At 70.5% G+C, this 23,638-nt stretch carries 22 protein-coding genes; 10 read left to right on the forward strand and 12 right to left on the reverse strand.

Annotation, left to right across the window (positions count from 1 at the left end; translation table 11 throughout):
- Positions 1-87: 87 nt before the first annotated feature.
- The 3 genes from BM310_RS00430 to BM310_RS00440 form a co-directional block, all read right to left on the reverse strand.
- On the reverse strand, positions 88-465 hold the full coding sequence (locus BM310_RS00430) for a hypothetical protein (RefSeq protein WP_089803782.1): 378 nt from the start codon (positions 463-465) through the stop codon (positions 88-90).
- Between the two features lie 91 nt (positions 466-556).
- Positions 557-1,816, reverse strand: coding sequence for a homoserine O-acetyltransferase MetX (gene metX, locus BM310_RS00435; RefSeq protein ID WP_089803783.1), 1,260 nt, complete (start codon positions 1,814-1,816; stop codon positions 557-559).
- Between the two features lie 61 nt (positions 1,817-1,877).
- On the reverse strand, positions 1,878-3,161 hold the full coding sequence (locus tag BM310_RS00440; protein ID WP_089803784.1) for an O-acetylhomoserine aminocarboxypropyltransferase/cysteine synthase family protein: 1,284 nt from the start codon (positions 3,159-3,161) through the stop codon (positions 1,878-1,880).
- Positions 3,162-3,268: 107 nt separating this feature from the next.
- On the opposite strand from BM310_RS00440, the gene BM310_RS00445 reads away from it, so the two are divergent.
- Complete coding sequence (locus tag BM310_RS00445) at positions 3,269-5,527, forward strand: HEAT repeat domain-containing protein (protein ID WP_089803785.1); 2,259 nt, start codon at positions 3,269-3,271, stop codon at positions 5,525-5,527.
- A gap of 108 nt (positions 5,528-5,635) precedes the next feature.
- Positions 5,636-7,750, forward strand: a complete 2,115-nt coding sequence (gene ligA, locus BM310_RS00450) for an NAD-dependent DNA ligase LigA (RefSeq protein WP_089803786.1) — start codon at positions 5,636-5,638, stop codon at positions 7,748-7,750.
- Between the two features lie 100 nt (positions 7,751-7,850).
- Here ligA and BM310_RS00455 read toward each other — a convergent pair whose 3' ends face one another.
- The 3 genes from BM310_RS00455 to BM310_RS00465 all read right to left on the reverse strand — a co-directional run bounded on the left by BM310_RS00455 (position 7,851) and on the right by BM310_RS00465 (position 10,181).
- On the reverse strand, positions 7,851-8,771 hold the full coding sequence (locus tag BM310_RS00455; protein WP_089803787.1) for an ABC transporter permease: 921 nt from the start codon (positions 8,769-8,771) through the stop codon (positions 7,851-7,853).
- The gene (locus BM310_RS00460) at positions 8,768-9,802 is read right to left on the reverse strand and encodes an ABC transporter ATP-binding protein (RefSeq protein WP_089803788.1); all 1,035 of its coding nucleotides are present in this window, start codon (positions 9,800-9,802) and stop codon (positions 8,768-8,770) included. The genes BM310_RS00455 and BM310_RS00460 overlap by 4 nt, the downstream gene beginning before the upstream one ends.
- Positions 9,803-9,890: 88 nt before the next feature.
- On the reverse strand, positions 9,891-10,181 hold the full coding sequence (locus BM310_RS00465) for a hypothetical protein (RefSeq protein ID WP_089803789.1): 291 nt from the start codon (positions 10,179-10,181) through the stop codon (positions 9,891-9,893).
- A 117-nt stretch (positions 10,182-10,298) separates the two neighbouring features.
- Here BM310_RS00465 and BM310_RS00470 point away from each other — a divergent pair, with 117 nt between their 5' ends.
- From BM310_RS00470 to BM310_RS21675, 3 genes are all read left to right on the forward strand, one after another.
- Positions 10,299-10,706: a DUF7344 domain-containing protein gene (locus BM310_RS00470; protein WP_089803790.1), complete on the forward strand. Its 408-nt coding sequence runs from the start codon at positions 10,299-10,301 to the stop codon at positions 10,704-10,706.
- Positions 10,707-10,751: 45 nt separating this feature from the next.
- Complete coding sequence (locus tag BM310_RS00475; protein ID WP_089803791.1) at positions 10,752-12,497, forward strand: excinuclease ABC subunit C; 1,746 nt, start codon at positions 10,752-10,754, stop codon at positions 12,495-12,497.
- Positions 12,498-12,670: 173 nt separating this feature from the next.
- Positions 12,671-12,811 (forward strand): hypothetical protein, encoded by a 141-nt coding sequence (locus BM310_RS21675; RefSeq protein WP_245778406.1) that lies wholly within the window; start codon positions 12,671-12,673, stop codon positions 12,809-12,811.
- 81 nt (positions 12,812-12,892) lie between these two features.
- Here the strand turns inward: BM310_RS21675 and BM310_RS00485 are convergent, their stop codons facing one another.
- Positions 12,893-13,255 (reverse strand): hypothetical protein, encoded by a 363-nt coding sequence (locus BM310_RS00485; protein ID WP_089803792.1) that lies wholly within the window; start codon positions 13,253-13,255, stop codon positions 12,893-12,895.
- A gap of 174 nt (positions 13,256-13,429) precedes the next feature.
- Between BM310_RS00485 and BM310_RS00490 the strand changes: the two genes are divergently transcribed.
- Positions 13,430-14,707 (forward strand): hypothetical protein, encoded by a 1,278-nt coding sequence (locus BM310_RS00490; protein ID WP_089803793.1) that lies wholly within the window; start codon positions 13,430-13,432, stop codon positions 14,705-14,707.
- A 182-nt stretch (positions 14,708-14,889) separates the two neighbouring features.
- On the opposite strand, the gene mdh is transcribed toward BM310_RS00490, so the two are convergent.
- Positions 14,890-15,804: a malate dehydrogenase gene (gene mdh, locus BM310_RS00495; protein WP_089803794.1), complete on the reverse strand. Its 915-nt coding sequence runs from the start codon at positions 15,802-15,804 to the stop codon at positions 14,890-14,892.
- Positions 15,805-15,970: 166 nt separating this feature from the next.
- Here mdh and BM310_RS00500 point away from each other — a divergent pair, with 166 nt between their 5' ends.
- Positions 15,971-16,684, forward strand: a complete 714-nt coding sequence (locus BM310_RS00500) for an Sjogren's syndrome/scleroderma autoantigen 1 family protein (protein ID WP_089803795.1) — start codon at positions 15,971-15,973, stop codon at positions 16,682-16,684.
- Positions 16,685-16,721: 37 nt separating this feature from the next.
- Complete coding sequence (locus BM310_RS00505) at positions 16,722-17,111, forward strand: universal stress protein (RefSeq protein WP_089803796.1); 390 nt, start codon at positions 16,722-16,724, stop codon at positions 17,109-17,111.
- 35 nt (positions 17,112-17,146) lie between these two features.
- On the opposite strand, the gene BM310_RS00510 is transcribed toward BM310_RS00505, so the two are convergent.
- From BM310_RS00510 to BM310_RS00520, 4 genes are all read right to left on the reverse strand, one after another.
- Positions 17,147-17,356: a hypothetical protein gene (locus BM310_RS00510; RefSeq protein ID WP_089803797.1), complete on the reverse strand. Its 210-nt coding sequence runs from the start codon at positions 17,354-17,356 to the stop codon at positions 17,147-17,149.
- Between the two features lie 101 nt (positions 17,357-17,457).
- A complete protein-coding gene (locus BM310_RS00515; RefSeq protein WP_089803798.1) occupies positions 17,458-20,022 on the reverse strand; it encodes a DEAD/DEAH box helicase in 2,565 nt (854 codons plus the stop codon).
- 87 nt (positions 20,023-20,109) lie between these two features.
- Complete coding sequence (locus BM310_RS21810; RefSeq protein ID WP_281246515.1) at positions 20,110-20,241, reverse strand: hypothetical protein; 132 nt, start codon at positions 20,239-20,241, stop codon at positions 20,110-20,112.
- 106 nt (positions 20,242-20,347) lie between these two features.
- Positions 20,348-20,590: a ferredoxin gene (locus tag BM310_RS00520; protein WP_089803799.1), complete on the reverse strand. Its 243-nt coding sequence runs from the start codon at positions 20,588-20,590 to the stop codon at positions 20,348-20,350.
- Positions 20,591-20,724: 134 nt separating this feature from the next.
- Between BM310_RS00520 and BM310_RS00525 the strand changes: the two genes are divergently transcribed.
- Positions 20,725-23,151, forward strand: a complete 2,427-nt coding sequence (locus BM310_RS00525) for an ATP-dependent DNA helicase (protein WP_089803800.1) — start codon at positions 20,725-20,727, stop codon at positions 23,149-23,151.
- Positions 23,148-23,636, forward strand: coding sequence for a KEOPS complex subunit Cgi121 (gene cgi121 / locus BM310_RS00530; RefSeq protein WP_089803801.1), 489 nt, complete (start codon positions 23,148-23,150; stop codon positions 23,634-23,636). The genes BM310_RS00525 and cgi121 overlap by 4 nt, the downstream gene beginning before the upstream one ends.
- Positions 23,637-23,638 lie beyond the last annotated feature (2 nt).

Raw genomic sequence — 23,638 nt, forward strand, 5'->3', positions numbered from 1 at the left:
AGACCCGCCGGACTCGGTGACGCGAGCGACCCGACGGCTTCTGACGCGACCGACCCGTCGACGGCGACGACGCCGCGGGCGGCCCGTTCAGGCCGCGTCCGGGCGGTGTCCGTTCAGCGACGCGCCGGCGAAGAACAGGACGAGACCGACCGCGAGGACGGCCAGCGCGACGGGCCACGCGAGGAGGGGGAGCGCGAGGACGACGAACCCGACGACGGCGAGGAGGCCGCCGACGGAGACGGCCGCGGCCCGTCCCCGCCCCGCGACGACGGCGAGGCCGACGACGGCGAGGAGGACGCCGCCGACGCCGAGAAGGTCGAACGCCGTCAACGGCCCGACCGTATCCGGTCGGGTGCCCAGCGTGAAGTTCGGCGCGGCGGCGACGAGTCCGAAGTAGGCGACGGCGGCGCCGACGAGGGCGACGACGAACCCGCCGACGCGACCGAGAGAGCGAGCGAGCGACATACCGGGACGGTCGGCCGGGGACGGCAAAGTCGCTTCGGGTCGGGGGTGGGCAGGACGGCGTGGGTCACACCGCGCGGCGCGCCGACGGCGACTACCGACTGAACAGCGAGGAGTGGACGGGCGCGAAGTCCCGGTCGTCGGGGAGCGACTCGGGTTCCTCCTCGGTGTCGTGGACCGACCGCCCTTCGACGCCCGATTCGAGGAAGTCCCGGACCGGCGGGCCGACCTTCTCCGGTTCGACGAGGAAGGCGTCGTGGCCGTGGTCGGACTCGACGACGTGGTGGGCGACGGGGACGGACGTCTCGCGGAACGACTCCGCGAGCGACTCGGCCTGTTCGGTCGTGAAGTGCCAGTCGCCCGTGAAGGAGAGCAGGAGCGCCTCGCCCTCGAAGGCGGCCACCGCGTCGGCGTCGTCCTCGTAGCCCTCCGAGAGGTCGTAGTCGTCCATCGCGCGCGTGAGGTAGAGGTAGGAGTTGGCGTCGAACCGTTCGACGAACTTCTCGGCCTGGTAGTCGAGGTACGACTCCACGTCGCGGTAGGGGAAGAACGACGCCGCCGGGTCGGTCGGGAACGAGTCGCGTTGGGCGTCGCGGCCGGCGGCGCGGCGGCCGAACTTCCGCTCCATCGACGCCTTCGAGAGGTACATCACGTGGCCGAGTTGGCGCGCGAGTGCGAGGCCGTCATCCGGCGTCTTCCCCCCGTCGGACGAGTCCGACGACCCGTCCGACTCGGTGCCCTCGTCGGAGACGCCGTAGTAGTCGCCGCCGTTCCAGTTCGGGTCGGTGGTGATGGCGCGGCGGGCGATGGCGTCGAGAGCGAGACACTGCGGGTCCAGACGCCCGGCGGTGGCGACGGCCAGCAGGTAGCGCACGTCGTCGGGGTAGCGCTGGACCCAGTCGAGGGCGTTCATGCCGCCGACGCTCCCCCCGACGACGGCGTGCAGGCGGCCGACGCCGAGTTCGTCGAGGAGGAGTCGCTGCGAACGCGTCCAGTCGCCCACGGTGACCGGCGGGAAGTCGGTGCCGTAGGGGTCGCCGTCGGGTCCCTCCGAGGCCGGTCCGGTCGTCCCGTAGCAGGACCCGGGGACGTTCGCGCAGACGACGTAGTACTCGTTCGTGTCGATGGCCTTGCCGGGGCCGACGATGTCGTTCCACCACGCGCGGGCCTGCCCGGCCGTGTCGGAGCCGTAGCCCGCGACGTTCTGACTGCCGGTGAGGGCGTGGCAGACGAGGACGGCGTTGTCGCCGGTGAACTCGCCGTAGGACTCGTAGGCGACTTCGAGCGAGGGAATCTCCACGCCGCACTCGAAGTCGAACGCGCCGAGGTCGACCGTGCCGCTATCGGTCTTCACGCCGGACGCACCTCCGTCGGGCGCGCCGTCGCGGCGGGCGCGTGCGTCGTGACCGCGGCTATCATCGCGCCGCCTCCGCGGCCCGCCGAATCGAGCGGTCCAAGTCGGCGATTACGTCCGCGGCGTCCTCGATGCCGACCGAGAGGCGCAGCATGTCGGGGCCGACGCCCGCGGCGCGTTGCTCGTCGGCGCTCAACTGCGCGTGCGTCGTCGAGGCGGGGTGGATTATCAGCGTCTTCGCGTCGCCGATGTTGGCGAGGAACGAGGCGAGTTCGGTGTTCTCGCAGGTGGCCTTGGCCGCCTCGAAGCCGTCTGCGAGGCCGAACGTCACCATGCCGCCGTACCCTCCCTCCAGATACTCCGTCGCCTCCGCGTGCGTCTCGTGGTCCTCGAACCCGGGGTACGACACCCACGCCACGTCGTCGTGGTCGCGGAGGAACGTCGCCACCTCGCGGGCGTTCGCGCAGTGTTTCTCCATCCGAAGCGGGAGCGTCTCCAGTCCCTGCAGCGTCTGCCACGCGTCGAACGGCGACTGCTGGTTGCCGAGCGTCCGCAGCGACCGCTGTCTGGCGGCCGCCGCGAACGCCCGGTCGCCGAACCGCTTCACGAAGTCGACGCCGAACGCCGGGTTCTCCCCGGACAGTTCGTCGTAGTCGGCGTGCTCCCACGGGAACGTCCCGCCGTCGACGAGGACGCCCCCGACCGTCGTCCCCGACCCGTGAATCCACTTCGTCGTGGACTCCCAGACGATGTCCGCGCCGTGTTCGATGGGGCGACAGAGGTACGGGGTCGCGAACGTGTTGTCCACGACCAGCGGTGCGCCGGCCGCGTGGGCCACGTCGGCCAGTCGCTCGAAGTCCGGCGTCTTCAGCGAGGGGTTGGCGATGGTCTCGACGTGGACGAACGCGGTGTCGTCGTCGACGGCGTCGGCGTAGCCGTCGTAGTCCAGCGTGTCCACCACGCGCGTCTCGACGCCCCGCCGCGTCGCCATCTTCGTGAGGTACGTCGAGGTGCCGCCGTACATGTCCGCCGAGGCGACGACGTTGTCGCCCGCGGAGGCGAGGATGCTCGTCGCGGCGTCGAGGGCGGCCATCCCCGAGGCGGTGGCGACGGCGGCGACGCCCGCTTCGAGGGCGGCGAGCCGGTTCTCGAGCACGCGCGTCGTCGGGTTCGAGATGCGCGAGTAGACGTCGCCCTCCGCATCCAGCGCGTAGAGGTCGGCGGCGTGGTCGGCGTCCTCGAACACGTACGACGTCGTCTGGTAGATGGGCGGCGCGCGCGAACCCGTCGCGGCGTCCGGCTCCTGCCCGGCGTGGAGGCTCCGGGTGTGGAACCCGTGTGTCATATACAACACGCATATTCTTTGAGAGAGATATAACCTGCGGTTACAGCACGGTCGGCCGCGACCCCCCGACCGAAGCCCTTTTTCGCTCCGCCGGGAGTGTCCGACTCATGTCGAGTCAGGCGGGCGTGGAGGACGCCCGAATCGAGGTGGGGTACGACGCCGCGGTGTACGAGCGTCTTCGGGGCGGCGACCCGAACCCCGACGCGGCCGTCCGCGTGGTCTGCGGCGGACGGGTCCTCGTCAGCGGTCGCGACGGCCTCCGCTGGCACTGTGCGCAGTTGGTTCGCGCGCTGGAGCCGTTGTTCGAGGACGAACCCGCGACCGTCGAGTTCTACGAGGCGGACGAGTGCTACCACCTCGTCCCCGACGGCGACGCGGTTCGACTCCGCTGCGAGCGGACGGCCGACGACGGGGACGCCGGACCGTCGGCCGTCGTCGACCGGGAGGCGTTCGTGACGGAACTGCTCCGCACCGTCGAGACGTTCTGCGACGTGGTCGTCGGCGCGAACCCGGCGCTCGCCGACGAGGTGGCCGAGGTACGCGAACGCGCCGGCGACGCCCGCGTCGCCGCCGCCGGCTTCGGCGACTGGGGCCTCCCGGTCCGACTCCTCGATACGGAGCCCGAGACGGCGCACGGCGGCACCGTGTACACGCAGACAGCCGTCCTCGCCGTCGGAGACGCCCGGTTCGGCGCGTTCGACGGCGACGTGCTCGCGGACGAGGAGTCCCGCGACGCGCCCGCCGCCGCCCGACTGTGGCTCTCGGACCCCACCGCCGTCGAACGCGGCGCGGACGTCGGCCTCCACGTCGAACCGAACCCGGACGCACTCGCGTGGCACGACCACGCGTTCTCCGGGGAAGTGGTGGACGTGGCCGACCTCCCCGCGTCGGCGCGGACGCCCTCGGACGACAGCCCGGACCGGCGCGCCCTCCTCCACGTCGGCGCGGGCACCGTCGCGTTCGACCCCGACGCGGTGGCCACCGCGGCCGAGGGGACCGCCGGAGACGACGAACCCCCCGCGGTCACCGTCGGCCAGCGCCTCCGCCTCCGCGCCGCCAGCGTCCACCTGAGCGACGTCGTCGTCACCGACGCCCCGTCGATGGCGGACCGCACGGAGGCGGAACTGAGAGACGCGCTCTCCGACCCGGCGCGTCGGGCCGCGGCCGCGACCGAACTCGCCCGGCGCGACGCGGAGGACGCCGCCGCGGCCATCACCGACTGTCTCCGGACCGACCCGCCGGCCTCTGACCGCCGCGCCCTCGTCCGCGCGCTGGACGTCCTCGCCGACGAGTCGGCCGTGCCGGGACTGATCGAACGGCTGGGCGACGCGGACCCCGACGTGCGACGCGCCGCCGCCGTCGCCCTCGCCACCGTCGGCGACCCGGCGGCGCTGGACCCCCTCTTGGCCGCCGTCCGCTCGGAGTCCGACTCGGCCACGCGGCGCGCCGTCGCCCGCGCCGCCCGCGACGTCGACCCGACGAGGGCGCTCGACCACTTCGCCTCGCTCGTCCGCACCGACAGCGACCCCGCGGTGCGCGAGAGCGTCGTCCGCGTCCTCGGCGGGACCGGCAACGTCCACGCCGAGGCCCTCGTCGTCGAAGCCGTGGACGACCCGGACCCCGACGTCGCCCGCGAGGCCATCTCGGCCGTCCGGTGGTTCACCGACGAACGGCCCGTCGGCGGCCTGCTCCGCCGCCTCGGGGACGACGACCCGACGGTCCGCGTCGCCGCCGCGGACGCCTTCGTCGAACTCGGCGCGCGGGCCGCCCACTACCACGACGGCGACGAACTCTCCGCCGAGACCCGGACGCGCGTGGTCCGCGCGCTCTTAGACCGACTGGACGACGAGAACGCCGCCGTCAGGAGGACGGCGATGGAGGCGCTCGGGTCGCAGGCTCATCCCGAGTCGGTGATGCCGCTCTGTGCGGCCTACGACGACGACGAGGCGTGCCGGCCGGCGGCCGTCGACGCCCTCGGGCGCATCGGCGACCCGCGCGCGATTCCCACCGTCGTCGCCGCACTCGACGACGACGACCCGGGCGTGCGGCGGCGCGCCTGCCGCGCCTGCGCCCGCCTCGGCACGAGTGCGGGCGTCCCCCGCCTCGGCCGCCTCGCGCGGGCCGACCCGCGACTGGCCGTCCGGGTCGAGGCCGTCGAGGCCCTCGGTCACGTCGGCGACGACAGGGACGAGGTGTTCGAGGCGCTGGAGGCCGTCCTCGACGACGGCGAGGCCGACCTGCGCTGGGAGGCGGTGACGGCGCTCGGCCGACTCGACCATCCGCGGGCGCGGTTCGTCCTCCGGCAGGTGGTCGAGGACGACCCCGACGAGTCCGTCAGGGAACGGGCCCGCAGTCGGCTGGAGTGACGCCGGCCTGAACCGGCGAGTCGTCGTCGGACCGCGTTCGCCAGTCTCCTCGACCCCCGTTCGTTCGCCTCCAGATGACTTTTCGCGTCGGAGTCCGACGTGCCGACAATGAGCGACGAGGCGGCCGACGCCGACGGCGAACTGTCGTCCGACGAACTGGAGTACGCCGACCCGGAGAACCCGTACCTCGCGGACCCCGACACCGACTTCGAACCGGTCGAGTCGCTCTCGACCAGTGCGGCCGAGGGGCAGGTTCGCCTCCTCCGCGACGCCGTCCGCGAACACGACTACCGCTACTACGTCGCGGCCGACCCCCTCGTCGCCGACCGGACGTACGACGCCCTGTTCGACCGCCTGCAGGAACTCGAAGACGCGTTCGGCTTCGACGACGAGGCGAGTCCCACCCGGCGCGTCGGCGGGGAACCGCTGGACGAACTCGACACCGTCGAGCACGTCGCGCCGATGCTCTCTATCGACCAGTCCGTCGAGGAGGCGGACGTGCGCGACTTCGACAGGCGCGTCCGGGACGCCGTCGGCGACGTGACCTACGTCTGCGAACCGAAGTTCGACGGCCTCTCGGTCGAAGTCGTCTACGAGGACGGCGAGTACGTCCGCGCGGCCACCCGCGGCGACGGCGAACGCGGCGACGACGTGACCCGACAGGTGCGGACCATCCGTTCGGTCCCCCTGCGACTCCGCGGCGACCACCCGGACTTTCTCGCCGTCCGCGGCGAGGTGTACATGCCGAAGGACGCGTTCCGGGAGTTGAACCGCGAGCGAACCGAGGCGGGCGAGGACGCGTTCGCCAACCCGCGCAACGCCGCCGTCGGCACCCTCAGGCAGTTGGACCCGTCGGTGACCGCCGAGCGACCGCTGGACTGCTTCTTCTACGACGTCCTCGACGCCAGCGAGGTGCCCGACACGCAGACGGAGACGCTGTCTCGACTGGAAACGTGGGGGTTGCGGACGAACGACCGCGTGGCGTCCGCCGACACCATCGACGACGCCGTCGCCTACCGCGACGACCTGATGGCCGACCGGGAGGACCTGAACTACGAGATAGACGGCACCGTCGTCAAGGTGGACCGGCGGGACCACCGCGAGCGACTGGGCGAGACGAGTCGGTCGGTCCGGTGGGCGTTCGCCTACAAGTTCCCCGCCCGGTCGGAGGTGACGACGGTGACGGACGTGGTGGTGCAGGTGGGGCGGACGGGTCGGCTCACCCCCGTCGCCCTGCTGGAACCCGTCGACGTGGGCGGCGTCACCGTCTCGCGGGCGTCGCTACACAACCCCGACGAAATCGAGCGACTGGGCGTGAACGTCGGCGACGAGGTGCGAATCAAGCGCGCGGGCGACGTCATCCCCGACGTGGAGGAGGTGGTCGAGAAGCGTTCGGCGGGGACGTTCGACTTCCCCGACGCGTGCCCGGTCTGCAGCAGTCCGGTCGACCGCGAGGGACCGCTGGCGTTCTGTACCGGCGGGCTGACATGCGAGGCGCAACTGGTGCGCGCCGTCGACCACTACGCGATGCGGGGCGCACTCGACATCGAGGGCCTCGGCGGCGAACGCGTCGAGCAGTTGGTCGACGCCGGCCTCGTCGAGAGCCTGCCGGACCTCTACCGCCTCGAACGCGACGAACTCGCGGAACTGGAGGGCTGGGGCGAGACGAGCGCGGACAACCTCGTGCGCGAGATAGAGGCGGCGAAGTCGCCCTCGCTGTCGAACTTCCTCGTCGGCCTCGGCGTCCCCGAGGTGGGCGGGGCGACTGCGCGCAACCTCGCCCGCGCGTTCGGCAGTCTCGACGCCGTGATGGACGCCTCCACGGAGGAACTGGAGGCCGTCGACGACGTGGGGCCGACCGTCGCCGAGCGGATTCGCGAGTTCTTCGCCAACGAACGGAACCGCGACGCCGTCGCGGAACTGCGGTCGCTCGGCGTCGAACCCGAGACGGAGGCGACGGCGGGCGGCGACGAACTCGACGGCCTCACGTTCGTCTTCACCGGGTCGCTGTCGGTGACGCGGAGCGAGGCGCAGGAACTCGTACAGTCCCACGGCGCGAACGCCACGTCCAGCGTCTCCGGCAACACCGACTACCTCGTCGCCGGCGAGGACCCCGGGCGGTCCAAGCGCGACGACGCCGACGCGAACGACGTGCCGGTGCTGGACGAGGAGGGGTTCGCCGCGTTGCTGGCCGAGAAGGGAATCGACTACCCGCCGGCGTGAGCGGCGACGGCGAGTCGGGGCGACGATGGGCCGGAGCGACGACGACGCGTTCGCTCGGCGGTTCGAGAACGATAACCGACGAGACGAGACGGTCGCCCGCTCAGAGGTCCTCGCGCTGGAAGACGTAGTAGCCGACGACGGTGGGGACGATAATCCACGCCAGCAGGATGGTCATCATCGCGCCGCCGGAGAGGTACGCCGGCACGCCCGCCTCGAGGACCGGCGAGATGACTATCTGCTCGCCCGTCGTCGCGCCGACGAGGCGGGCGCGGGCGGCACCGTAGTACACCTGCGCCGTCAGCGTCTCGTACGTCCGGAGCGGGTTGAGGTACTTCAGGAACAGTCCTATCTTCACCCGCGTGACGTTCTCCAGTGCGCCGGCGCCGGCCTGCTCGAACGCGTAGTTGACGAGCTTCGGGATGCCCTCGGCGATGGGCTTCCAGAGGATGCCGAAGATGAGGTACAGTCCAAGCGTCGCCAGCGTCGCCTCGCGGTTCGAGTCGGCGACGGCGGAGATGCCGAGGCCGACGGAGACGAACGCGATGGCCAGGAGCGCCGTCAGCGCGACCATCGGGACGAACGAGCCGTAGCCGATGCCCGTCCCGGTGGCCACGAGAACGACGAACGCGACCAGAAAGCCCGCGAGGAGGGCGGCGACGACGACGGCGCCGCGGCCGAGCAGTTTCCCGACCACGAGGTCGCGGCGGGAGTTCGGCAGCGACAGGGCGAGCTTTATCGTCCCTGTCTCGCGCTCCTCGGTTATCGACCCGTACGACGTCGAGAGGGCGATGAAGCCGAGGACGAGGGCGAGCAGTCCGGGGAACGAGAGGCTGAAGATACCGAGGTCGACGAAGAAGCCGAACAGGTTCGAGGCGTCCTTCAGTTCGGCGGGCAGGAGGAAGCCGAACGCCAGCAGCGCCGCGCCGCCGACGAACAGGACGAAGAAGGCCGTCGCGCCGTGGAGCCACCGCGAGCGAATCGCGTCGTCGAACTCCTTGCGGGCGACCGCTTGCCACGTCATGCGCGCACCTCCGCCTCGTCGTCCGACTCGTCGGCCGCGTCGTCCTCGGCCGTGCCGTGACCGGTGTACGAGAGGAACAGGTCCTCCAGTGACGCCTCGCGGGTCTCGAAGTCGGTCACCTCCAGTCCCTGCGACTCCAGTTCGGCGATGACGGCCGTCTTGGCGTCGCCGGCGCAGGAGACGACGAGTGCGTCGTCTTCGGCCTCGACGGCGACGGAGCGGACGCCGTCGAGGGCGGTCAGAGCGTCGGCGTCGACGGCGGCGACGTCGCCCGCGACGCTGACCGAGAGCGTCGAGTCGGCGTCGGACTTCGCGCGCAGGCTATCGATGGTGTCGACGGCGACGAGTTCGCCCTCGCGCATGATGCCGACGCGGTCACAGACCGCCTCGACCTGTTCGAGGATGTGGCTGGAGAAGAACACCGTCGTGCCGCGTTCGGCCTCCTCGGCGACGATGTCGCGCATCTCCTTGGCCCCCGCGGGGTCGAGTCCGCTGGAGGGTTCGTCGAGGACGAGGAGGTCGGGGTCGCCGACGAGAGCCATCGCGAGGGCGAGGCGTTGACGCATCCCCTTCGAGTAGCCCCCGGCCTTCCGACCGGCGGCGTCGGCGAGTCCGACCCGGTCGAGGACGGTTTCGACCGCCGCGTCGGCGTCGTCGAGGCCCTTCGACTCGGCGGCGAACGCCACGTGTTCGCGGCCGGTGAGGCGGTCGTACACGTCGAATCCTTCGGGGAGGACACCGGTTCGAGCGCGGACCTCGACGCTCTGGTCGTGGGCGTCGAAACCGAGGACGCGTATCGTTCCTGCCGTCGGGCGAACGAAGTCGAGGAGCATGTTGATGGTCGTGGACTTCCCCGCTCCGTTCGGACCGAGGAAACCGAACACTTCGCCTTCCTCGACCGTCAGCGAGAGGTCCCTGACCGCGGTAACGTCGTCGGAACGCTCGGCGTCCCGGGCGGCGTCGACGAGGCGTGAGAGTCTCCCACCCTCCTCGAACCGCTTTGTCACCGCGTCGAGTTCGATGGCGGCCATGGGCGTGGGTAGTCAGGTCCCGGGATAAAGTGTTTGGTGCGAGAATCAAGCCTGAGACTGACGACCCGCCGGCCGGCGGTGCGGTCGGTCAGAGTTCGTCGTCGGGCGCGTGCGCCGCCCGGACGCGTTCGACCTCCTCCCGGTAGCGGTCGCGCGTCGCCTCGTCGTCGACTGGTTCGAGGTCCGACGCCGCCACCGTCGTCGCGGCGGTGGTCTCCACGTCGCGTTGGCGCATGATGGTCGCGGATATCTGCTTGCGCCGCACGCGCCCGCCGTCCGGCGTCGCGTACACGAGGTCGATGAGGCCGCGGTCGGTGTACGTCCGTTCGACCAGCCAACAGCGAACCGTCTCCGCCGCGTCGGTGTCCGAGTCGCTCATACCGTCGCCTCGGTCAGCGGACGTTTGTAGCTACCGACGGGACCTGTCTTCGGGTGTGAAATAGAGATTCGTCGTGAGTAAACGTTATCTACTACTAGTTCAGTTGACACCATAGAGATGGGGACGGAAGCCTTGAATACGCTGTACGAACTGCTGTCGTCCGAGCGACGGCGTCTGGCGCTCGGGGCCCTGATCGACGCAGAGACCCCGCTCGTCAGAGAGGAACTCGCGCGGCGAATCGCAGTTCGTCGGGACGGCCGGGACGCCGAGGCGGCGAGCGAGACGGCCGTGAACGAGGTGGCCATCTCGCTCGGCCACGTCCACCTGCCGAAACTGGTGGCCGGCGGACTGGTGGACCGGACCGGTGACGACCGGTACGGCGTGACCGAACTGGGACGGTCCGCCGAGTGCGCCGCGTGCGCGTTCGAGACCAGTCTGGCGAGCGACGTCGAGGCGTTCGACGGCGAGTTGCGCCCCTCGGCCGCGCGTCGCGCCGTCTCCCTCGAGCGAGACGACGACTGCTGACCGCCGCGCGTCAGCCTCAAGCCCGTCGGGCCAGTACCCCGTGTGATGGACGCGAGCGACGTTCGCGAACGCGCGGCCGGCCTGCCGACGGGCCCCGGCGTCTACCAGTTCCTCGACGGCGACACCGTCCTCTACGTCGGGAAGGCCGTCGACATCCGCGCGCGGGTCAGGTCCTACGCCGACCCGCGGGGCGAACGCATCCGGCAGATGGTCGAACGCGCGGGGGCCATCGACTTCGCCGTCACGGACACGGAGACGCAGGCACTCCTCCTCGAAGCGAACCTCGTCAAGCGACACCAACCCCGGTACAACGTCCGCCTGAAGGACGACAAGTCCTACCCGCTGGTCCAACTCACCGACCACGCCGTCCCCCGAATCGAGGTGACGCGCGACCCCGAGGAGGGCGCGACGGTGTTCGGCCCGTACACCGACAAGGGGCGCGTCGAGACGGTGGTGAAGGCGCTCCGCGAGACGTACGGCGTCCGCGGGTGTTCGGACCACAAGTACGCCAATCGGGACCGACCCTGTCTCGACTACGAGATGGGGCTGTGTACCGCCCCCTGCACGGGCGAAATCTCCGAGGACGCGTACCGCGACGACGTGGAGAGCGTCGTGCGGTTCTTCGAGGGCGAGACGGGCGTGCTGGCGGACCCCCTCCGGCGGGAGATGGAGGCGGCGGCGCAGGCGGAGAACTTCGAGCGCGCGGCGAACACCCGCGACAGACTCGAAGCCGTCGAGTCGTTCCACGGCGCGGGCGAGGAAGCCGTCGCGTCGCAGTCGGACGAACGCGCGGTGGACGTTCTCGGCGTCGCCATCGAGGGGGACGCGGCCACCGTCGCGCGCCTGCACAGCGAACGCGGCCAACTCGTCGACCGGTCGCGCCACCGCCTCGACGCGCCCGAGGGCGGCGAGCGGTCGGCGGCCGTCCTGTCGGCGTTTCTGACCCAGTACTACGCCGAACGGGAGTTGCCCGACGCCGTCCTCCTGTCGGAACGGCCGGACGACGACGACGTGGTGGAGTGGCTGAACGTCGAGGGCGTGCGCGTCGGCGTCCCCGGCGCGGGCCGGGAGGCGAAACTGGTCGACTTGGCGCTGAAGAACGCCCGCCGCGGGCCGACGCGGGACGACGGCCTCGCCGCACTCGGGGAGCGACTCGGCACCGCTCGACCCGCGCGCATCGAGGGGTTCGACGTGAGCCACGCGCAGGGGAAGGCCGTCGTCGGCAGCGACGTCTGCTTCGTCGAGGGCGACGCCGAGAAGGCCGACTACCGCCGGAAGAAACTGCCCGAGCGCAACGACGACTACGACAACATGCGGGCGCTGATTCGCTGGCGCGCCGAACGCGCCGTCGAGGGGCGCGACGACAGGCCGGACCCGGACCTCCTGCTCGTCGACGGCGGCGACGGGCAACTCCGGGCGGCGACGGACGCCCTGAGCGAAGTCGGCTGGGACGTCCCCGCCGTCGCCCTCGCGAAAGACGAGGAACTGGTAATCACGCCCGACGGCGTGTACGACTGGCCGTCGGACGCCCCGCACCTGCACGTCCTGCAACGCGTCCGCGACGAGGCGCACCGCTTCGCCGTCCAGTACCACCAGACGCTCCGCGACGACGTGCGGACCGTGCTGGACGACGTGCCCGGTATCGGCGAGAAGACGCGGCGCGCCCTCCTGCGGCGGTTCGGCAGCGTCGAGAACGTGCGGGCGGCGACGACGGCGGACCTGACGGACGTGCCCGGCGTCGGCGAGAAGACGGCGGCGGAACTCCAGCGGCGACTGTCGGGCGGCGAGTGAAGCGCGGGAGCGGGTGGTAGCGACGAATCCCCGACGCCGACAGCGGGTCCGTCGACCTGAGCGGCGAACGGTCGCCGCGCGCCCGGACCGACGGCGAGTACGCCGTCAGCGGCGGTCACTCCGAGTTCGTCTACCGCGTCGCCGAACCGGCCGCCGGCGAGTGGACGCTCCGAGTGACGCCGGAGAACACCATCGGCTTCCAGTACGAGATAACGCGCGAGGAAGCCACCGAGAGCGGCGACGGCGCCGGTGACGACGGTTCCGGTGACGACGCCGCCGGTGACGACACCACCGACACCGAGACGGACGCGTAACCCCGAACCGACACCGAACCGCCCGAATCGGTTCCGAGTCGGTTCCGAATCGGCTCCGAACCGACGCCGAATCGCTCTTTTTCAGGCGCGCGCCCAGTCCACCGCCTCCTGCGGCGTCTCCGGCGTCTCGACGACGACGTTCGTCCCGCGGAGACGCCCCCGGAGCGCCACCTGTTTCGCCGGCGGCCCGACGAAGGCGGCGCGCGAGACGCCGAGCGACTCCATGCGGGCGGCCAGCGAGTCGAAGCGCTCGAAGAACCACTTGCTGATGCCGCCCGACTCGCTCAACACGAACACCGACGCGCTCACGTCGGGCCGCGAGAGGACGTTCTGGACCGTCTCGAAGAACTCTTCGAGGAGGACGCCGCCGCTGGCTTCGAACTCCGTGAGGTCGAACAGGGCGACGCCGTCCCCCACGTCGTACCGGTACACGTCTGCGCTCATGGTTCCCGACGACGGCGTGCGCACGCCTAACTACGCACATCATATCGGACGGGTAACGGGCCGTTAACCCCGAGCGACGCGGAGTTACCGGCCGACTGATTCTCTGCCGGGGACGCGCCCGCGCGCCGGCCACCGGGTAGAAGATATTTAGTCCGGAACTGACAATCGTCTCGCGTGAACGGTCCCTCCCTCTCGCGCCGGTCCCTCCTCCGCGGCGGCGCCGTCGCCGGCGTCGCCGCCCTCGCCGGGTGCGCCGCCGTCGGCACGTCCGCACTCCCGTCGCCGAACGGCGCGGCGTACAGCGACGTGGCGCACGTCCGCGAGGCGCACCGCGACGCCGCCGTCGGACACCTCCGAAGCCTCCTCGACCGGGGTGCGCCGATAGTCGAACGCGCCGCGGAGGCCGGCGCGTTCGAGGACACCAGGCTCTCCGTCGACCCCGGCTACCTCGACTCGGCCCGCGAGTTCCTCGACGGGCGGACGCCACCGACGTTCGACACCGTGAACGAAGTGCGGTACCACGTCACGTACGTCGCGGAGACGTTCGGTGCCGCGGCGGCCGCACTGGACGACGTGCGCGTCGGCGGCGACGACTCGCACGCGACCGTCGGCCCCGCACCCGGCATCGCCGACCTGCGCGAGACGATTCGCTACGCGGGCGACGACCCGGCGACGGCCGTGGCGTGGGTCGAACTCGTGGAGTCGTGGCTCCACGTGGCGATGGTCGCCGGCGGGAACGCCGAGGTGGACCGCGACGAACTGGCGGAACTGGACGAGGCGGTCCGCGAACGAGCGCTCGCGCGCGCCGTCCGGAACCGCGAGCGGTCGGTTCGCTACCTGAGCGACGCCCGGCAGTTCTACCGAACCTTCCGGAGCACGCTGGACGACGCGGCGTCGCTGGACCTCGCGTCGGCCCGCGAGACGTACCGCGACCGGACGGCCGGCGCGTCGCACGACCACGAGTGGTACCGCGCCCGGCGCGTCGCCGAAGACGCCGCGTCGCCGCCGCCGCGGGCGACGGCGCTGAACCGGGTGCTGACGCTCCGACCGGGCGAGAACAGCCTCGACGACGCCGAGTGGGCGCACCAGGACGGCCTGCACGGACTGGAGACGGTGCGCCTCGCCGAGGCCGTCGCCGAGTTCGCGGGGTTCGACACCGGGCGGGCGGCGGTCGAACGGGTGGCGGAGGAGTCGTCCGTCCCCGGCGGACTGCTGTTCGAGACGAAACGGCGGGCGGTCCAGCGCGCGTACCGAGTCGCCTCGACGGGCGACGTCTTCGAGCGCTGTCTCCTGCGTCGGGCCCTCCTGTACCTCTCGAAGGGCGACCGGTTCCTCGTCGAGGAGGACGGCGTCGCCGACCACAACCCGCGGGCCCACGCGTTGGCGTGCTACGGCGTCGCGGGCGGCGTCGCGGACGCGATTCCGGCGGCGGCGAGCGTCGTCACCGACTGAGTCGCCGCGCGGGCGCGGACGGGAGCCGGAGGGAGAAGCGAGTTCGGGCGGCCCCGCACGGCACCGCGTCCGGCGGCGGCGAGCGTCTCGTGGCCGCGGCTCCGCGTCGGACCGTCGTGCGCAAAAGTGAGGCGTCTCCGTATCTGCGGTGCGCCGCCGCGACTGACGGCGCACGTTTCGGCTTACGCGATTTTGTCGTACTGGTCGCGGAGTTTCTCCGCGGCGTCGTCCATCAGGTCCCGTTCGTAGTCGTCCAGGTCCCACTCGACGACTTCCTCGATGCCGTCGGAGCCGAGTTTGACCGGGACGCCGAACGCGGTGTCCTCGTAGCCGTACTCGCCGTCGAGTGCGAGCGACCCCGGCAGGACTTCGCCCGTGTCGTTCAGGATGGCCTCGACCATGTGGGCGACGCCCGTCGCGGGCCCCCACTGGGTCGCGCCCTTCCGGGAGATGACGTCCATCGCGGACTCCTGCAGGTCCGAGAGAATCTCCTCGCGTTCGTCGGCGGTGAACTCGGGGTCCGCGCCGTCGACGCGGACCTTCGAGAACACGGGCACCTGCGCGTCGCCGTGTTCGCCGAGGATGGTCGCCTCGACGTTCTTCACGGGTACGTCGAAGCGCTGACTGAGGACGTAGCGGAAGCGCGCCGAGTCGAGTCGGCCGCCGAAGCCGACGACCTTGTGTCGGTCGCGGTCGCCCGCCTCGTACAGGTGGCGGTTCAGGAGGTCCACCGGGTTCGAGGTGGTGACGGAGACGAAGTCGTCGTTGTGTTCGGCCAGCGAGGAGCCGATGTCCTCCATGATGGGCGCGTTGTCGCCCGCGAGGTCGATGCGGGTCTGGCCCTCCTTCCGCGGAATCCCGGCCGTGATGACCACCACGTCGGAGCCGGCGGTGTCCTCGTAGGTGCCCTGGTACACCTCCGTGTTCGAGTCGTACGCGATGCCGTGGTTGGTGTCCGCTGCCTGCCCGACCGTCTTGTCCTCCATGTCCGGGATGTCGACGAAGACGAGTTCGTCCACGACGTCCCGAAGCGCGAGGTTGTACCCGGCGGCGGCGCCGACAGTGCCGGCGGCCCCGACCACGCTAACTTTCGTCATACCACGTAAACGACGCCGCGGATTCCGATTAAACGCTTCGGAACGGCCTTCTCCGCGGCTGTACCGTCGTAACAGTGTTCGTCGTTCGTCGAATATCCGAGCGTTCGCTCGGGTGCGGCCCCGCTTCCCGGAGGGTTTTTCGACGCACGGCGCATTCGTGGCGTGTATGAGCGACTTCGACAAGGAAGCGGAGCGACAGCGCCTCCGCGAAAAATACGAGAAAGACACGGAGCGACGGGAGGAGACGCAGCGGATGAGCGAACTCCTCCTGCAGGGCGCGACGATGACGAACAGCCACTGCAACGAGTGCGGGACGCCCATCTTCCGGTATCAGGGGACGGAGTTCTGCCCGAACTGCCAGCACAAGCAGGCGAGCGCCGCCGCGGAGCAGGCGGACGCCGCCGCCGCGGAGGTGGCCGAGGGGCAGGCGGAGGCGAACGGCGCGACGACGCCGCCGGCGACGGCGGACGGCCAAGCCGACGCGGAGGGAGCGACCGAATCGGGCGCTGCCGACGCGGACGCTTCGGGGACGGCGGAGACACCGACCGCCGAGGCGGCGTCGCCGCAGTCGGCGTCGCAGTCCGGGTCGGGCGCGCCGACGCCCGCCTCGGCGGCGACGCGGACGGACGAGGCCGTCTCCGGGGTGGAGACAGAGACTCCCGCGACGACGGCAGACGCGACAGCGACGGACGCGACAGCGACGCCCGCGACGACGGCGCCGGAGACGGGTGCCTCGATGCAGACGGCGCGCGAGTCGCTCCTCGAAGCCGTCACCCGGCACGCGCGACGGGCGACGGCGGCGGACGAACCCCGTCGGGCCAAACAGCACCTCGAAGCGGCGCGCGAGGCGGCCGAAGCGCTCGACGCCCTCGGGCGATAACACCTACCTCTTTGCATCTCCCTTCCGTACGGCGGATATGAAGATTCTCGCCCCCATCGACGGCTCCGACTGCAGCATCCGCGCCGTGGAGTTCGCCGTCGAACTCGCGGTCCGATTCGACGCCGAACTCCACGTCGTCCACTTCTCCGACAGCGAGACGGACGCGACGGACATCGTGCTGGACCGCGCGCGCGACGCCATCGCGGGTACCGACTTAGACTCGGAGCCGGAACTGTCGCTCCTGGAGTTGGACGTCGTCCCCGGAAATCAGGTCGGCAAGGAGATTCTGCGACTGGTGCGCGAACGCGACGTCGACCACGTCGTGATGGGACACCACGGCTCCGGCACCATCGAGCGCGCCATCCTCGGGAGCGCGGCGGAGACGGTGGTGCGTGACGAGAGCGTTCCCGTCACCGTCGTCCCCTGAAGCCCCGAGTCGCGACGGGCGGTCGGTGGCCCGTCTCAGGCCGTCTGCGCGTCCGCCGAGAGCGCGTTCGCCGGGCCGGGCGTCCGGTCGCGGGAGCGTTGCGCGTAGTCGTACAACGCGCGCTCAGACTGGGGCGTCGGCGTGCTGACGCCCACCCGTTCGGCGTCGGTCGGCGAATCCGTCTCGTGTTGCGGATCACCGTAGAACGACGGCACCACACCGCAGCCTGAGAAATTGGTACTCATTCTGTAGTAAATACTTGGTGTCGAGAGGATATAGTCGTTGCTCCGACAGTTATCGCGTGAAGCTCGTTCGCAGAATCTGAGAGCTGCGGTGCGGGGGTCGGCTACTCGTACGCCGACCCGACCACGTCGCGGATGCGTTCGGCCGTGACCGACCCGACGCCGGACACCTCCAACAGGTCGTCCTCGCGGGCGGTCATCACCGCCTCGACGGTGCCGAACTCCTCCAGCAGAGTGCGGGCGGTGACGGGACCGATGTCCGCGATGGCGGAGACGACGTACTCCTGCTGTTCGGCGAGCGTCTTCGCGCTCTTGCCGCCGTGGACGCTGACGGAGCGTTCGCGCTCGGTCTGTTCGCGCGTCGCGATGGTCTCGAGGAGTTCGGCCGTGTCGTCCTCGTCGCGCGTCTGGAGGACGCTCACGTCGAAGTCGACGGCGAGTGAGGCGAGTGCGCCCCGAATCGCGCCGGGGTGGACGTTCCGCTCCTCGTAGATGCCCTCGCCTTCGAGAATCAGGATCGGTCGCGCGTAGGCCCGCGAGAGGTCACCTATCTGCTCGAACAGCGACCGGTCGCCACCGGTGAGCGTGTCGAGGAAGTCCGCGACGGACTTTCGCTCGACGGCGACGCGGTCCGAGAGGACGTAGTCGCCGACGGCCAGCGTCTCCAGTCGCGTCTCGACGCCCTCGCGCGTCGAGAGGTCCTTCGCGATGTTCGAGTCGAGTTCGCGCTGGTCGACGACGATTTCGACCGTCTCGTCGTCCCGTCCCGCGGTGGCGACGGTGCCGTCGCGTTCTTCGACCGGGGCGTCCCCGTCTTCCTCGTCGGCGCGGGCTATCTCCTCGTCCGTCGCGGCGAACGCGTCCAGTCCCGCCTGCCCGTCGCCGTCGTCGCCATTCGCGTCGGCGTCGGCGGACGCCGCGGACTCGCTCGCGTCGCCGTCGCCCGTCTCCCCCGTGGCCGGCGACTGCGGCGAGGCGTCGGGCGTCTCGGCGGGCGCGGCGGCCGTCTCGCCGTTCGACGCGCCGCCCGCCTCCGTCGCCGCACCGTTCGCTCCCGCCTTCGTCGCCGCGGCGTCGCCGGCGAACGCGTCCAGCCCCTTCTGGGAGTCGTCGAGTTCCTCCTCCACCTCGTCGGCGACGCCCTTCAGGTCACGGAGTTCCGACTCCATCTCCTTCTCGCGGCGGCGAGAGATCCAGAAGTACGCCTCGTCGCGCGTGTTCTCGGCCATCAGGACGACGACGCGCCCCTCGGCCTGCCGGCCGGTCCGGCCCTTCCGCTGGATGGAGCGAATCGCCGTCGGGACGGGTTCGAAGAAGAGCACGAGGTCCACCTCGGGCACGTCCAGACCCTCCTCGGCGACGGAGGTGGAGACGAGCACCTCGAACTCGCCGTTGCGGAACTCGTCCAACGTCTCCTGTTGCTCCGTCTGGGTCATCCCGTCCGACCCCTCCCTGTCGCCCTGCCCGACGAACCGCCGGACGTCGAACGACTCCGAGAGGAACTCCGTGAGGGCCTCGGCGGTGTCGCGCGACTCGGTGAAGACGATGACGCGCTGGCCGCCCTCGATGCCGAGCGTCTGCGCGAGGAGGATTCTGGTACGAGAGAACTTCGGGTGCAGGCCGTCGAACGACTCGGCCTTCCGCATCGCCTCTCTCACTTTGGGTTCCGCGACGAGTCGCTGACTCGCCTTCGACGCGCCCGACGAACGCGCGGCGTTGCGCTGACGCTCGAAGTACCGGCGGACAGACTCGACGGACTGCGTCTCGACTAGTTCGACGGCGCGGCGGAGTTTCATCACCTCCGCGTGCGTGGACATCCCCTTGTAGCCCTCCGACTGGTCGTTGTTCATCAGCTTCTGCAACTCCGCGCGCATCCCGTTCAACTGCTTCTGCGAGACGTCCGGACTCGTCGTGTTCGTCACGCCGAGGGACTTCAGCTTCTCCAGTCGGTCCGTGATGACCTCGTTGAGCGCGTCGCGTATCCCGAGAATCTCGTCGGGGAGTTGGATGCGTTCCCACTCCACGTCGGTGTCGTAGGTGTACTCGTCGACGTCGGCGTCCTCCTCGGTCATCACCTCCACCTCGACCAGACCGAGGTTCTCGCACACTTCGAGGATGGACTCCTCGTCGCCGCCGGGTGAGGCGCTCATCCCGGTGACGAGGGGGTGCTCGGCGTCGGCGTGGTAGCGCTCGGCGATGTAGACGTAGGCGTAGTCGCCGGTGCCGCGGTGGCACTCGTCGAACGTGAGATGCGTCACGTCGCGGAGCGACACCCGGTTGCCGATGAGGTCGTTCTCCACCACCTGCGGCGTCGCGATGACGATGCGGGCGTCGTCCCAGAGGGCCGCCCTGTCGTCCGGGCGGACGTCGCCGGTGAAGACGACGATCTCGTCGTCGGGTATCTGGAGGGCCTCGCGGTAGAAGTCGGCGTGCTGCTGGACCAGCGGTTTCGTCGGCGCGAGGAAGAGCGCCTTCCCGCCCACCTCGTGGAGTCGTTCGGCGGTCACGAGGAGGCTGACCGTGGTCTTGCCGAGACCCGTGGGGAGACAGACCAGCGTGTGCGCGTCGCGGGCGGCGCTCGCCAGTCGAATCTGATACAGCCGTCGCTCGATGAACGACGGACTCAAGAGCGGATGGTCTACGTGCGAGGGGTCGTCGGCGGCCGCCATCGACCCTCGCTTCGGTGCGGTGGCGGTTAAGCGTTGGCGAACCGTGGCGAAAGTGAACGCCGTCGGCTCACCGCGTCTCGGGTGGTCTCAGCGGCGTTCGGGGTCGTCGTCCCAGACGGACCGCGGCGGTTCGTCCCTCTCGTCGACGGCGTCCGGGACGGACTCGCCGACGAGGTCGGCCCACTCGGCGAGGTGGTGGTCGCGGGTCTCTCGGGTCATTGGCTCTCGGGAGAAAGGGTCACGGCGTGCGTATATAACGATTGTGCCTGTGTATCACAATTCTGGAACGACCGCAACGAACGCCCCCCGCTCTCGGGTGCGGCCCTCAGACGACCTGTTCGCCGTCGTCGTCGTACAGTTCGATGGCGTCGACGGGACAGACGCGGGCGGCGAACTTCGCGTCGAACTCCGCGTCCTCCGGGACTTCGAGTTCGAAGACGTCCTCTTCGACCTCCTCGGCGCCGACCAGGTCGGCCTTGCCCGCGTCGAGGTTCTTCTCGAACGCCTCCCACTCGTCGACGCACTGGAACATCCCGATGCAGGTGTCGCGGTCGTAGCGAATCTTCATGCGCGGTGCTTCGGCGAGGGCGTACAAAGCGGTGACGACGCGGGGGCGTCAGCGTCGCGGACGACGCGCCGCCACCGGCGACTCGCGCCGCGGGGTCCGACCATTTAAACCGGGTGACGGCTTACTCCGGCGCAATGAGACCGGAGGACGTGCCCGGCTTACCCGAGGGGGTGCCCGAGCAGTTGCAGTCGGAGGGCATCGAGGAACTGTACCCCCCGCAGGCCGAGGCGGTGGAGGCGGGCGTGACGGAGGGCGAGAGCGTCCTCGCCTCCATCCCGACGGCGTCCGGCAAGACGTTCGTCGCGGAGATGGCGATGCTGTCGAGCGTCCAGCGCGGCGGGAAGGCGCTCTACATCGTTCCCCTCCGCGCGCTGGCCTCCGAGAAGAAGGCCGAGTTCGAGCGCTGGGAGGAGTTCGGCGTCGACGTGGGCGTCTCCACCGGCAACTACGAGTCCAGCGGCGAGTGGCTCTCCTCGCGGGACGTCATCGTCGCCACCTCGGAGAAAGTGGACTCGCTCATCCGGAACAACGCGCCGTGGGTGAGCGAACTCTCCTGCGTCGTCGCCGACGAAGTCCACCTCGTCGACGACAGCCACCGCGGGCCCACTCTCGAAGTCACCCTCGGCAAACTCCGGAAGATAAACCCCGGCCTGCAGGTGGTCGCCCTCTCGGCCACCGTGGGCAACGCCGACGAGGTGGCCGAGTGGCTGGACGCCACCCTCGTCGAGTCCGACTGGCGGCCCATCGACCTGAAGATGGGCGTCCACTACGGCAACGCCGTCTCGTTCGACGACGGGAGTCAGCGGGAGGTGCCGGTTGGAAAGGGCGACCGGAAGACGAACGCCCTCGTCGCCGACGCGCTGGACGAGGGAGGGTCCTCGCTCGTCTTCGTCAACTCCCGGCGGAACGCCGAGGCGGCGGCGAAGCGACTGAAGGACGTGACCGCGCGGTATCTCACCCCCGAAGAGGAGGGGGAGTTGGCCGAACTCGCGGGGGAGATACGCGACGTCTCCGACACCGAGACGAGCGACACCCTCGCGAACTGCGTGGCGAAGGGCGCGGCGTTCCACCACGCCGGACTCGCCGCCGACCACCGCAGTCTGGTCGAGGACGCCTTCCGCGACAGACTCGTGAAGACGGTGTCGGCGACGCCGACGCTGGCCGCCGGCGTGAACACGCCGAGTCGACGGGTCGTCGTCCGCGACTGGCAGCGCTACGACGGCGAGTTCGGCGGCATGAAACCGCTCGACGTGCTGGAGGTCCACCAGATGATGGGACGGGCGGGCCGCCCCGGACTCGACCCCTACGGCGAGGCCGTCCTGTTGGCGAAGGACGCCGACACGCGCGACGAACTGTTCGAGCGGTACGTCTGGGCCGACCCCGAGCCCGTCCGCTCGAAACTGGCCGCCGAACCCGCCCTGCGGACGCACCTGCTCGCCACCGTCGCCTCCGGGTTCGCCCACACCCGCGAGGGACTGCTGGAGTTCCTCGACCGGACGCTGTACGCGACGCAGACGGACGAGCCCGGCCGACTCGAACGCGTCACCGACACCGTCCTCGACTACCTCGAAGCGAACGGTTTCGTCGAACGCGAGGACGGCACCGTGAGCGCGACGTCCGTCGGCCACACCGTCTCGCGACTCTACCTCGACCCGATGAGCGCGGCGGAGATACTCGACGGACTGGAGTGGGCCGCCGACCACCGCGAGGAGAGCCTGCGGAAACTCGAAGGCGTCGAGTCGGCCTCCGAACCCGCCGAATCGGGCGGCTTCCAGCGCGCGAGCGAGATGGTCGACGACGGAGACGGCGACGACGCGGGGTCGTTCGAGACGGACCGGACGTATCCGACCGCGCTCGGCCTGTTCCACCTCGTCTCGCGCACCCCGGACATGTACCAGCTCTACCTCAAATCCGGCGACAGAGAGACGTACACCGAGGAGTGCTACGAGCGCGAACCCGAGTTGCTCGGGAAGACGCCCTCGGAGTACGAGGACGTGCGCTTCGAGGAGTGGCTCTCCGCGCTGAAGACCGCCCGACTGCTCGAAGACTGGGCGAGCGAGGTGGACGAGGACCGGATAACCGAACGCTACGGCGTCGGCCCCGGCGACATCAGAGGGAAGGTCGAGACGGCGCAGTGGTTGCTCGGCGCGGCGGAGCGACTCGCCGGGGAGTTGGACCGCGCTTCGACCGTCGCCGTCCGCGAGGCGAAAAAGCGCGTCGAGTACGGCGTCCGCGACGAACTGCTCGACCTCGCCGGGGTCCGCGGCGTCGGGCGGAAGCGGGCCCGCCGACTGTTCGAGGCCGGCATCGAGACGCGGAACGACCTGCGCGAGGCGGACAAGTCCGTCGTCCTCGCCGCGTTGCGGGGGCGACGGAAGACGGCCGAGAACGTCCTCGAAGCCGCCGGCCGACGGGACCCCTCGATGGACGACGTGGACGAGGCCGAGGGCGTCTCCGACGCGACGTTCGAACGGGCGAGCGGTCGGACCGACGGCGAACGGGACGAAGGCGACGACGCCGACGACCCGCAGGAACAGGCCAGTCTGGGTGATTTCGGGTGAGGTTCGTCGAGGGCGTCGCGACCGTCGAGGAAGTGGACGCGTTCGTCGCCGCCGTGGGCGCAGTCGCCGACGAGACGGGCGCGACCGTGCAGGTGTTCGACGCGCGGTACGTCGTGAGCGAGACGCACCTCCGCCGCGCCGTCGAACTCGCGGACCGCGCCATCGAACGGGGCGAGAACGTCGCCCGCGACAGGGCGGTGGAGATTCTCTTGTACGCCGCCGGTCGGCGGCAGATAGACGACGCACTGGCGATGGGCGTCTCCGCGGGGGAGACGGCGGTGGTGGCAGTCGTGGACGGCGGCGACGAGAGCGAGGCGGCGGCGCGACTCCGTGACCTGTTCGCCCCGCGACAGACGCTCGGCCGGTACGACGAGGAACGCGTCCGCGAGTTCTTCGACGTGACCGACGCCGAACTCGCGACCGTCGACGGCGATATCGAGCGTCTCGTCTGCGAGCGGGTGGCGCTTCTGAACGTCGAGAAGTGAGC

The sequence above is a fragment of the Halogeometricum rufum genome (assembly GCF_900112175.1).
In the GTDB taxonomy this organism is placed as follows: Archaea; Halobacteriota; Halobacteria; order Halobacteriales; family Haloferacaceae; genus Halogeometricum; species Halogeometricum rufum.